Origin of the sequence: Mesorhizobium sp. M1C.F.Ca.ET.210.01.1.1 (assembly GCF_004791585.1) — a bacterium.
Lineage (GTDB): Bacteria > Pseudomonadota > Alphaproteobacteria > Rhizobiales > Rhizobiaceae > Mesorhizobium.
In genome coordinates this window covers 35070-43983 of record NZ_SRUU01000040.1, presented here as the reverse complement: position 1 = coordinate 43983, position 8914 = coordinate 35070, and the positions used below count along the sequence as shown (strand labels likewise).

General features: G+C 62.0%; 13 protein-coding genes and 1 pseudogene. 11 read left to right on the top strand and 3 right to left on the bottom strand.

The genetic code is table 11. The annotated features are described in order from the left end of the window. Positions 1-69 precede the first annotated feature (69 nt). A pseudogene (locus EN853_RS29610) lies at positions 70-462 on the bottom strand (hypothetical protein); the annotation flags it as partial. 337 nt (positions 463-799) lie between these two features. On the opposite strand from EN853_RS29610, the gene EN853_RS29605 reads away from it, so the two are divergent. The 6 genes from EN853_RS29605 to EN853_RS29585 all read left to right on the top strand — a co-directional run bounded on the left by EN853_RS29605 (position 800) and on the right by EN853_RS29585 (position 3070). Next, a complete protein-coding gene (locus EN853_RS29605; protein ID WP_127862544.1) occupies positions 800-997 on the top strand; it encodes a hypothetical protein in 198 nt (65 codons plus the stop codon). Beyond that, positions 987-1397, top strand: a complete 411-nt coding sequence (locus EN853_RS29600) for a recombinase family protein (protein ID WP_245517228.1) — start codon at positions 987-989, stop codon at positions 1395-1397. Before EN853_RS29605 ends, EN853_RS29600 begins: the two co-directional genes overlap by 11 nt. 124 nt (positions 1398-1521) lie before the next feature. Beyond that, on the top strand, positions 1522-1803 hold the full coding sequence (locus EN853_RS29595; protein ID WP_127862545.1) for a hypothetical protein: 282 nt from the start codon (positions 1522-1524) through the stop codon (positions 1801-1803). 131 nt (positions 1804-1934) lie between these two features. Next, on the top strand, positions 1935-2114 hold the full coding sequence (locus EN853_RS34200) for a hypothetical protein (RefSeq protein WP_189343921.1): 180 nt from the start codon (positions 1935-1937) through the stop codon (positions 2112-2114). 156 nt (positions 2115-2270) lie between these two features. Beyond that, positions 2271-2402 carry a hypothetical protein gene (locus tag EN853_RS35165; protein ID WP_281061516.1) on the top strand — a complete coding sequence of 44 codons (132 nt, stop codon included), beginning with the start codon at positions 2271-2273 and terminating at the stop codon, positions 2400-2402. Between the two features lie 395 nt (positions 2403-2797). Next, the gene (locus EN853_RS29585; protein ID WP_127862580.1) at positions 2798-3070 is read left to right on the top strand and encodes a hypothetical protein; all 273 of its coding nucleotides are present in this window, start codon (positions 2798-2800) and stop codon (positions 3068-3070) included. A 40-nt stretch (positions 3071-3110) separates the two neighbouring features. On the opposite strand, the gene EN853_RS29580 is transcribed toward EN853_RS29585, so the two are convergent. Beyond that, entirely contained in the window at positions 3111-3392 is a 282-nt protein-coding gene (locus tag EN853_RS29580) for a hypothetical protein (protein WP_127862546.1), read from the bottom strand. Positions 3393-3613: 221 nt separating this feature from the next. Here EN853_RS29580 and EN853_RS29575 point away from each other — a divergent pair, with 221 nt between their 5' ends. Both EN853_RS29575 and EN853_RS29570 read left to right on the top strand, forming a co-directional pair. Then, positions 3614-3949, top strand: coding sequence for a hypothetical protein (locus EN853_RS29575; protein WP_127862547.1), 336 nt, complete (start codon positions 3614-3616; stop codon positions 3947-3949). Between the two features lie 257 nt (positions 3950-4206). Further along, a complete protein-coding gene (locus tag EN853_RS29570; RefSeq protein WP_127862548.1) occupies positions 4207-4416 on the top strand; it encodes a hypothetical protein in 210 nt (69 codons plus the stop codon). Positions 4417-4550: 134 nt separating this feature from the next. Here the strand turns inward: EN853_RS29570 and EN853_RS29565 are convergent, their stop codons facing one another. Further along, complete coding sequence (locus tag EN853_RS29565; RefSeq protein ID WP_127862549.1) at positions 4551-4862, bottom strand: hypothetical protein; 312 nt, start codon at positions 4860-4862, stop codon at positions 4551-4553. A gap of 493 nt (positions 4863-5355) precedes the next feature. Here EN853_RS29565 and EN853_RS29560 point away from each other — a divergent pair, with 493 nt between their 5' ends. The 3 genes from EN853_RS29560 to EN853_RS29550 all read left to right on the top strand — a co-directional run bounded on the left by EN853_RS29560 (position 5356) and on the right by EN853_RS29550 (position 8912). Continuing rightward, positions 5356-6324 carry a hypothetical protein gene (locus tag EN853_RS29560; protein WP_127862550.1) on the top strand — a complete coding sequence of 323 codons (969 nt, stop codon included), beginning with the start codon at positions 5356-5358 and terminating at the stop codon, positions 6322-6324. A gap of 66 nt (positions 6325-6390) precedes the next feature. Beyond that, the gene (nadA, locus tag EN853_RS29555) at positions 6391-7365 is read left to right on the top strand and encodes a quinolinate synthase NadA (RefSeq protein ID WP_127862551.1); all 975 of its coding nucleotides are present in this window, start codon (positions 6391-6393) and stop codon (positions 7363-7365) included. Continuing rightward, a complete protein-coding gene (locus tag EN853_RS29550) occupies positions 7362-8912 on the top strand; it encodes an L-aspartate oxidase (RefSeq protein WP_127862552.1) in 1551 nt (516 codons plus the stop codon). Before nadA ends, EN853_RS29550 begins: the two co-directional genes overlap by 4 nt. Positions 8913-8914: the final 2 nt, after the last annotated feature.

The following is an 8914-nucleotide window of genomic DNA, read 5'->3' as shown; positions in this document are numbered from 1 at the left end:
CCCTCGACTATCTCTCGCCGGACGAATACGAAACCGATCTCATGCAACTACGCCAAACGACATCAAACGCTATCCACAGCAGGGAGAACTGTTACTGATTACTGTCTCACGGAAGGGGTGCAGTCCAATGGGTAACACTTTTGGCCCGAAGGGGTTGTGGAGTGGTTCGAGCCTGCATGTCTCATCATCAAAATAGCCCAGATCATAGTCCATGAAGCTGGCCAGCCAGATATGGTCTTCGACCTGTTTGATGCCGACGGTCTGGCCGGCCAAGACGAGGCTGAGGTTGATCTTCTTGCGATTGTAGCAGATGCGGCCGCAGGTGGTGACGGTGACAGCCTTATCGTGAAAGGGATAGTCGAGATCGGGCAGACCGGTATAGGGGCGCGGTGAGGGCGTGTAACGCTCGGCCGGGCAGTCCATGCCGAGCGCCTGGTGCGGGCGCTCTGAGTTGAACAACTCGGCGACGGAACACCCACGGGACGGCCCGGAGCGCGAGCTGCTTATCCCTGGCATCCTTGGGCGGGCCGCCAAGTCCATATTCATGAATTGATCGACAAGAGCGACGCAGTGGTTTTCCGCTGCAGTCTTTCTGGCCGGGTATCGGATCGCTGGCTGGAGGTTCCTGGGTGGATGTTCGATCGGATCCTCAGTAAGAGTTGGCGCATCACGACTGCTCCGCACGTCGACCTTGCCGCGCTGGGCACCCTGGCGAAACTGGTCCACGACACGCGCGCCCCATCGCAATCGCCGGAGATGGGCGCAGCATTGGGCTCTCACGCGAATCGGGGAGATGTCCATGCCGCGCCAGCCCACGACATACCAGTTCGATCTGTTCTCGAAGCCGAACGACGCCAACACGGTGCAGACGCCGCAATGGCAGGCGCTGCCGGCCGAGACGCGCCGATCAGTGACGAAGCTGATGGTCAGCCTGATCCTCGGGCACGTCGACGGCGAGGCTGCCGGACAACGGGAGGGCGCCGATCATGATGCATGAGAAGATTGGGCCGCACCATCTGGAGCGCAAAGCGATCCTGTATGTGCGGCAGTCGTCAGCCCATCAGGTCCTGCACAATCGTGAGAGCAGCATGCTTCAATATGCGATGCGCGATCGCCTGACGGCCCTTGGCTGGTCTCGCGTCGAGACGATCGATGACGATCTCGGCCGTTCTGCCGCCGGCGGCGTCGCGCGCGCCGGCTTTGATCGGATGGTCGCCGAGGTCTGTCTCGGCAAGGTCGGGGCGGTTGCGGCGCGGGAGGTGTCACGGTTTGCCCGCAACAGGCGCGACTGGCAGCAGCTCATCGAGATGTGTCGTGTCGTCGATACCGTGCTGATCGACCAGGAGACGGTCTATGCGCCGCGTCTCTGCTCCAAATCGATGTATCCCAGATCATAGTGCATGAAGCTGACGAGCCAAATTCCCTCTTGAACTGGATAGCTGATGAGAAATCGTTTTAAGGACGCGGAACAAATCTCGCGCCTGTAAGTTAGATAGCGCTGCTACTACGGGGACTTACGCGATGCTCCTTGTCCTGAACGATGCGCTCTCGACGGCTGTTCTGGCCGGCCGAGGCGCGGACGCGGAAATCTTCGGAGTGATCGACCTCACCAGCAAAATTGAAGCCCGGATCGGCGCGATCAGCTTAGGACGCGCCATCCAGTTTGTCGCCAATGCGTCGGTGCTCGGATATGACGTGCGTGGGGCGATGATTCTCTATGGGTTGCCAGGAACGCCAAGCCTAAGGAAATGGGACTGCGACCGGTTGTGGGGGCAATACGGTGGCGCTCTGCTCCAAGCATAGACTTCGCTCACATTTAGGAGCATCTCCCGAGCGGGGGAAAGTGCTTGGATAGGTCTCGGCACGACAATCGGTCTGACCAGTGGCGCAAACGGAGCGGCGCTAAGCGCTTGCGCGCACTGCGATGGGCGAGTGTGCCGCGACGCCTGATCTTCGTGACAGTTGCCGCGGCCGGCGCGCTGGCTAGCAGCAAGTTCGAGTACCTCGACATGGACTGGTCCGTTGAAGACTTCCTGAAACACATCGACAACATCAACCAGGTCGACAATGATCTGAGATCGATCGAGAGCCATGTCCCTTCAGGGCATTGCTGAAGCTTTGACGAAACCAAATCTGACCACGGAGTGTGCCACGGGCGGCGGTTTGGCTGGGCTTTTCGGATTTGGCTCAACCCTCAAGTTCGACAACGGCGGCTAGTGTCGCAAGGTTGAGACTCATGGATCTCGCCTCTTCTTCTCCGGCGTCGTCGCATGGTTGGTGAACTGGAGGTTCCGATCGTCTCGGCCGGCGCCGCGGCATTCGCGCTCGGCCGTGAGGCGGCTGAGGCCATCGTAAACGCCATCGGCAGGATCCGGTCCAGGTTGGAGACCGCCGAGGCCTAAGATAAAAGCCCGGTCGGCCCCGCGCAGGAGGTAGCGGCTGGATGACAATCTCATTGGGTCATATTAGAGATCGCTTGACCAAGGCAATAGCTGGGGATCATGCTACGAGTGGGCTGGGACGGAGAACTACCCCTCTCCTTGTCCACCCCAGCCTATCTTGGCCCGGCTGCACAAGCATTCCCCCCCTCGTTAGCCAAGCAGTCGGGCCATTTTGCTACGGCGGCTTCTAGCAGCCCATTGAAAAGCCCGTCGCCGGGAGGATGTGTGGCGACGGGCTATACAGGCCCAAGGAGCGGGACATGACCGCTCGGTGTAGTAAGAGCCACAGGCCGCTTTGGTTCCACCAGAACATTAGCAATCGCTTGATTAAGCTGCAGCCCGCCTATCCTCAAGGCATGGCGAAGGGCATCAACATAGGCGGGGTCGCGATCACCGCAACAGTGCGCCGGCGCGTCACAGAGGATCGGGTAAGCGTCTCGATCCCAAGCTATGGCTTCCCACACTCGATCGTCGACAAGACGTCTTCGGTGAAGAAAGGCCAGCCGATCGAGGTCGTCGGCGAAGTCACCCATATCGACGGGGATTGGGTGACGGTGAACCTGGGTGTTCCTGTGACGGTGAACATGACTTCAAGCTACCTTGGCCCTACGGGCGCGAGGCGGACCTGAGAGTCCGCCTTCGACGGTCAGTTTCGGCCGCAAGCTGGTTTCAGCCGCCCATCTTCTTGGCCATCGCGCAGAAATCTGCATGCGACTTATTAAGAGTGGCATCGCCGCAGTCTTTCAACACCGCCTTCTGTTCATCGGGTTTCATGGCCTTCCATGCGGCCGCAAAATCCTTTTCCGACTTCATCGTTTTCAAGCCGGCATCGGTGAAGAACGGTGACATCTTGGCCGGATCGTCGAGCGCGGACGTGTTACCAGCGGCGAGAGCCGAACCAGTCATCATTGCAAGCGCCATCGCGCCCATTGTGAGCATCTTGATGTTCATTTTAATTCCTCCTTTCAGGCCACATGTGACCCGTCGAAAGGAACGTGCCTTGCTAATCTCGGGTTCCAAGCACTCTGGTTGCAGCGAGCACGCTGACAATGCGCCCTCACCGCGCGCGTTTCCGCTGGCCGCCGTCCTACATCTCGCCTCTGAAATCCCGCTATAAATTCTCTAAGGAATGTCGTCTCGCTTTAGGCAAACGGCACTCGATGGTGGGGAAAATGAGCGCTCGTCCTCTACGAATGGCATCTGCAGTCATCGCTGCAATGTCGGTCGGCTCAGCGCACGCTGAGACGCCGAAAGAGGCTTATGAAGCCTGCCTTGCCGCTACCATGGACAGGCTGTTGTTGCCGACGGTCTGCGGCCGCGCCGACGTGATCGCAAGAATGATAGCATTCCAGTGCAACCAGCAACTGCTGGCGCTAGTGGGATCTATGCCTTCCGTGAAAATCGTCGACATGGCTGGCCTGCCGGAAATGGGTTCGCCCGATGAGACGGAAGAGATAGCTGCTTACCTTCAAAAGCACTGGAGTCGCATGGCTTGTATAACCAATTAGCGGTGGCTCTACGCATTGGCTATCAGCCGATCGAGTTCGGCGATGCTGTTCGGTTCGCTGGATCGCTTCGTCCGGCCAGATCCCCAGAGCGGTGGTCAGGACGATGCCGAAGGCCAATGCGGTGAGGGTGGCGGACGCGCCCATCAGCCTGCCCTCCCTGACACGATATGACAGCCGGTTGCGAGCCGTGTCGGAACCAACGATGTCGGCGCCAGTTGACGTTTTGAAGGGACCGCAAATACCAAGGATGCGGCGAGATGGCCGAAATTTTCGACTTTGAATTGGCGAGGGCCCGCCTACGCGTGAAGCGTGCCGAACGCTCTCTTAACCGTGCCAACGAATTGCTGGACGACAACCCAGGCGTCTGTATCAGCCTCGCCCTTTGCGGCCGGATCAGATCTGAACAACGACGGGTCGACGAGGCCAGGGAACGGATGACGAAACTCAGTCCAGTTGCTCACTATTGAGGAACCGTCGCCTCTGCCCGAATTAGCAAATCTAAATGCGAGCGTGGCCGGCAGCTATGCCACTGCTGGAGTAGCCCTCTCGGAGGAGTCCTTGGACATTAAGTCGAAGCTCGCCAAAATGTAGGCGGCGGTGGTCACCAGGCGTGCGTCAATCCACTACTACCGTCAAACCCATCCGAATGTCGCTCGCCGACGTTCCTCTTAGGCGCCAGACGCAAAACCGAAGCCGCGGTTCCGTCCTTGTAGTAATATGTGAGGCGATCTCGGCGCCACCATTCGCGCTCCAGAACGCTGGCGGCGGGGTCGACCGACGGCGACCGCGACGCCTCGTGCGCTGCGGCATGCTCAGCGAGGAAGTGATCATCGGGCATGCACTCGACCGCCTCGGCCAGGCAGCCGATAGCCTGCTCGATCCAGGTGGCGGCAGCGCGGTAGTCTGGGCTCATGCGCCGCCTCCGCAGCGGCGCAACGTACGGTGGATTGTTTGGGCTGCAGCCAGCCCGCCTCTCGCTTATCATGGCCGCGCGATACACATTGCGCCGCCAAGAGGTCCACAGCGGAATGGGACCGCAACGTCGGTTTTGGCTAAATGGCTGGAAAACCAGAGAGAAATCAGGCTCCATCCTACGGATCGATTTTGGTCCCCTAAGCCGCGTCTGGGCACCGCTTCCCTCTTTGCCCGACTTCCCCTCTCGAAGCCTCTGCGCTCTCGCCTCGGCTAGCAACTGTACTTGTTCTTTTCGGCACGGAAGTCGTGCTTCAGCGAATTTCATCGCGATTGCTCTTGCTGTGCCATGCCCACCCTGCTCCGCAGCCCCGTTTGTGACAACCGACACCTGCCGATGCCGCGGTCAGGTCAGCCGTTGACGGCCCGCGACCTGCGGTCCAATTTCGCGGCGATCCAATCCGTCGCTCAAGACGGATAACCCTTGGGCGAACATGCAGGACCAACCTTCCGCAGACGACAGAATAGAACGATCATCAGACAGAGCCCATGACGCTACCGTGGATCTGATCGCAGTGGTCGTGGCGGTGGCGGATCAGCAGCCGAGTGTTCTCACCGTGGGGCCAGCCAACGCCCTGCCCTCTGGTCCGTTCGAGCTTGGTCATCGTTCCCTTCAATTCGGCCTCAGGACCTGGGTGGAACAGCAGACTGACCATCAGCTCGGCTATATCGAGCAGCTTTATACGTTCGCCGACCGCGACCGAATCGGCGAGCAGCGCCAGCAGCGGGTGATCTCGATCAGCTATCTTGCCCTTACGCGTGCGGAGCATGCCGCGGGGGGTAAACGCGCGTGGCGAAGCTGGTACGATTATTTCCCCTGGGAAGACCACCGCCCCGGCGCCCCACCGATGGTTGTCGAAATACTGCAGCCGCGCCTGCTGGCCTGGGCGGACGAAGCCAGCCACCCCTCATTGCGGCGTGAACGTCGGCATAGGGCTGCGGTCGCCTTTGGCTTTGAGGACCACGGCTGGAACGAGGAACTCGTTCTGCAACGATACGAGCTTCTCTATGAAGCAGCCCTAGTCGAAGAGGCGACGCGCGGGTCGTTGCAAAGCGCCTCCCTCCCCATACTTGGGACCTCGATGACAGCCGATCATCGGCGCATTCTGGCCACCGGAATCGCGCGGCTGCGCTCCAAGATCAAATACCGGCCCGTCGTGTTCGAGCTGATGCCGCCGGTCTTTACCTTGCTTCAACTGCAACGCACCGTCGAGGCGCTGTCCGGAAGGTTGCTCCACAAGCCGAACTTCCGCCGCCTCATCGAGCAGCAGGAACTGGTCGAGGAGACGGGAGAGACAACCGCAGACACGGTCGGCCGGCCGGCGAAACTCTTCCGCTTCCGCCACGCCGTCCTGGACGAGCGGGTAGTCGCAGGGACTAAATTGCCACTATCCCGCTCTTGACAGCCCTTATTCTCAAAGTAAGTATATATCCAAATTATACTCATTCAGAGAATAATTGGAGCGCCGATGCCAGCCCCGTTTTCGACCGCCGCATCTCTCTACGATCGTGTCCGCCGGGTGATCCCGCCGATCGAATGGCCGGCCTTCACCGACGACATCGAAGCGATCCTCGCGCTAAAGCGCGAGCGCAACGCCGTCATCCTGGCGCACAACTACCAGACGCCGGAGATCTTCCATTGCGTGGCCGACATCGTCGGCGACAGCCTGGCGCTGGCCCGCAAGGCGATGAGGGTCGATGCGGACGTCATGGTGCTCGCCGGCGTGCACTTCATGGCCGAGACGGCCAAGCTGCTCAATCCCGGCAAGACGGTGCTCATTCCAGATCTCGGCGCCGGCTGTTCGCTGGCCGACTCCATCACCCCTTCTGACGTTCGCCTGATGCGGCAACGCTATCCCGGCGTGCCGGTCGTGACCTATGTCAACACCTCCGCCGCCGTAAAAGCGGAGTCCGACATCTGCTGCACCTCAGGCAATGCGCTGGCGATAGTGGAATCCCTCGGTGCGCCACGTGTCATCGTGCTGCCCGACGAATATCTGGCGAAAAACATCGCGGCGCAGACTGCGGTCGAGATCATCGCCTGGAAGGGGCATTGCGAAGTCCATGAGCGCTTCAGCCCCGCCGACATAGGCGAGCTGCGCCTGGCGCATCCCGGCGTCACTGTGCTTGCCCATCCCGAGTGCCCGCCGGAGGTTGTCGCGGCGGCGGATTTCGCGGGCTCGACCGCGGCGATGTCCGACTATGTCGCACGCCACAGGCCGGCGCGCGTCGTGCTGATGACGGAATGCTCTATGAGCGACAACGTTGCCGTCGAGCATCCCGACGTCGATTTCGTGCGCCCCTGCAATCTCTGCCCGCACATGAAGCGCATCACGCTCGCCAACATCCGCACCGCGCTCGAGCAGAACCGCCACGTCGTCACCATCGATCCACATGTCGCCGAGCGGGCGCGCCGGGCCGTGGAGCGGATGCTCGTCATATGACCATGCACCACCTCCACGGACGGCCGGTCATCCTCGGTGGCGGCATTGCCGGCCTGGCGACGGCGCTCCATCTCGCCCCGGAGCCGGTCGTCCTCATCTCCAAGGCCCCTCTGGGCGATGAAACTTCCAGCGCGCTCGCCCAGGGCGGCCTGGCGGCAAGCCTCGGCGCCGACGACAATCCCGATCTGCACCTTGCCGACACGCTCGCGGCCGGCGACAGACTTTGCGATGAAAAAGCCGCAAGGCGAGTTGTCGAAGCGGCTTCTCAGGCGATCGAATTCCTCGAGCGGTTGGGCGTTGCCTTTGACCGTGCGTCGCAAGGCTCGTTCCTGCTCGGGCTCGAAGCGGCGCATTCGCGCCGGCGCATCGTGCATGCCGGCGGCGACGCCACCGGCCGTGAGCTGGTCCGCGCGCTCGCAGCCGCCGTGCGGCGCACACCTTCGATAGCGATCCTCGAAGGCGCCGAAGTGCGGCGACTGTTCGTCGAGGACGGCGAAATCACCGGCGTGCTTGTGGTTGGAGACGGCGACGCGGTCTCGCTTCCCACGGGCAGCGTGGTGCTCGCGACCGGCGGCATAGGAGGGTTGTTCAACCATACGACGAACCCGGTCGGCTCGTTCGGCCAAGGCCTCGCGCTGGCAGCGCGTGCGGGTGCGGAACTCGCCGATCTCGAATTCGTCCAGTTCCATCCGACCGCGTTCGACTGCGCTCGGCACCCGATGCCGTTGGTCAGCGAGGCGGTGCGTGGCGAAGGCGCGGTGCTCGTCGACGAGCGTGGTCGGCGCTTTCTTGGCGACACGCAGGGCGGCGAGCTCGCGCCGCGCGATGTCGTGGCGCGGGGTGTGTGGCGCGAGCTTCGAGCCGGGCATCGCGTGTTCCTCGACGCGCGGCGGTGTCTCGGATCCAAGTTCGCAGAACGCTTCCCGGCGATCGCATCGCTCTGCCGCGAGGCCGGCATCGATCCTGCCGCCCAGCCGATCCCGGTGCGACCCGCCGCCCACTATCACATGGGCGGCGTGGCGGTGGATGCCAGCGGACGCAGCTCGCTGCGCGGCCTGTGGGCCTGTGGCGAAGTCGCCCGGACCGGCCTGCACGGCGCCAACCGCCTCGCCAGCAACTCGCTCATCGAAGCCGTGGTGTCCGCCGCCTGGGTCGCGACAAGCGTCGCCGCCAGCTCCCCGAGCATGCCCAGACGGCCGAGGCCCATTATCGTGCCACCGCGACCAGACGCCTCGTGCGTCCGACCAATCGTCTCGCACGCGCTCGGCATCGAGCGCGACGGCGAGGCTCTGCGTAATGCGGCGAGAGCGTTAGGGCCGATTGCCACCGCAGGCGATGCGGCGTCCGATCCCGCGCTGGTCGCTCTGATGATCACGAACGCCGCCCTTCGCCGCGAGGAAAGCCGAGGCTCGCATTTCCGCAGCGATTTCCCCCGCCGCAGCGCTCAGCCTAAATCGTTACGGTTGACGCTCGACGAGACGCTCGCAGCGGCGTTCCTTCCCGACACTCGATCCGACACCGCCGCGCCATATGGCAGAAGGGCTTGACC

Bases quoted from the DNA above. Each gene is read 5' to 3' on its own strand.
- EN853_RS29605 (WP_127862544.1), top strand. From the start codon at position 800: ATGCCGCGCCAGCCCACGACATACCAGTTCGATCTGTTCTCGAAGCCG.
- EN853_RS29600 (WP_245517228.1), top strand. From the start codon at position 987: ATGATGCATGAGAAGATTGGGCCGCACCATCTGGAGCGCAAAGCGATC.
- EN853_RS29595 (WP_127862545.1), top strand. From the start codon at position 1,522: ATGCTCCTTGTCCTGAACGATGCGCTCTCGACGGCTGTTCTGGCCGGC.
- EN853_RS35165 (WP_281061516.1), top strand. From the start codon at position 2,271: ATGGTTGGTGAACTGGAGGTTCCGATCGTCTCGGCCGGCGCCGCGGCA.
- EN853_RS29585 (WP_127862580.1), top strand. From the start codon at position 2,798: ATGGCGAAGGGCATCAACATAGGCGGGGTCGCGATCACCGCAACAGTG.
- EN853_RS29580 (WP_127862546.1), bottom strand. From the start codon at position 3,392: ATGAACATCAAGATGCTCACAATGGGCGCGATGGCGCTTGCAATGATG.
- EN853_RS29575 (WP_127862547.1), top strand. From the start codon at position 3,614: ATGAGCGCTCGTCCTCTACGAATGGCATCTGCAGTCATCGCTGCAATG.
- EN853_RS29570 (WP_127862548.1), top strand. From the start codon at position 4,207: ATGGCCGAAATTTTCGACTTTGAATTGGCGAGGGCCCGCCTACGCGTG.
- EN853_RS29565 (WP_127862549.1), bottom strand. From the start codon at position 4,862: ATGAGCCCAGACTACCGCGCTGCCGCCACCTGGATCGAGCAGGCTATC.
- EN853_RS29560 (WP_127862550.1), top strand. From the start codon at position 5,356: ATGCAGGACCAACCTTCCGCAGACGACAGAATAGAACGATCATCAGAC.
- nadA (WP_127862551.1), top strand. From the start codon at position 6,391: ATGCCAGCCCCGTTTTCGACCGCCGCATCTCTCTACGATCGTGTCCGC.
- EN853_RS29550 (WP_127862552.1), top strand. From the start codon at position 7,362: ATGACCATGCACCACCTCCACGGACGGCCGGTCATCCTCGGTGGCGGC.